1 protein-coding gene is annotated in these 691 nt (G+C 64.7%); it reads left to right on the top strand.

The genetic code is table 11. From position 1 onward, the window contains the following. Positions 1-35 precede the first annotated feature (35 nt). A partial coding sequence (gene surE / locus EN914_RS37365; RefSeq protein ID WP_127389782.1) for a 5'/3'-nucleotidase SurE occupies positions 36-691 on the top strand: 656 nt, incomplete at its 3' end.

The raw sequence follows: 691 nt of genomic DNA, 5'->3' as shown, positions 1-691 counted from the left end.
GGCCAGCGCATAGTGGTGTCGGAGGCAAGAAAACGATGAGAATTCTGATCTGCAACGATGACGGCATCGAAGCGCCGGGGCTTGCCCGTCTGGTCAATGCGGCAAGCGCGTTGTGCGACGATGTCTGGGTGGTCGCGCCCGACGGCAAGCGCACCGCCGCCGGCTCGTCATTGACGATTGCCAGGCCGTTGACCATGCGGCGCCTCAAACCGAACTGGTACGCCTGTTCCGGCACCCCGGCCGATTGCGTGGTAAGCGCCATGACCTGGTTGTTCGCCGATACGAAGAAGCCAGATCTGGTGCTGTCGGGTGTCAACGATGGCCGCAACGTTGCCGAGGACCTTGCCTATTCCGGCACGCTCGGCATTGCGCGGGAGGCGACTTTCTGGGGCGTTCCGGCCATTGGCTTCTCACGCGTGAAAAATCCTGATTTCACCGATGGCGACGACCAATGGCTTGGCGCGCTGATCGTGTCCCTGTGGCAATCGCGCGCCGACTGGGCCGCTGAGGGTCATTGGCTGAGCATCAACCTGCCGACCTCGCTGCCGGCCGAAATCCGCCAGCCGCGCATCGGTCGCGACAAGATCGCCCGCAAGGCCGAGATCGTGGAGAGCGACGGCGACCGCACGGTCATCACCGTGCCGCGCGGGCGGGCTCACGACAGCCAGCCGGGCGACGAGAACGACGCGAT

The sequence above is a fragment of the Mesorhizobium sp. M7A.F.Ca.CA.001.08.2.1 genome (assembly GCF_003998455.1).
Lineage (GTDB): Bacteria > Pseudomonadota > Alphaproteobacteria > Rhizobiales > Rhizobiaceae > Mesorhizobium > Mesorhizobium ciceri.
This window is presented reverse-complemented; position numbering and strand designations above follow the sequence as displayed.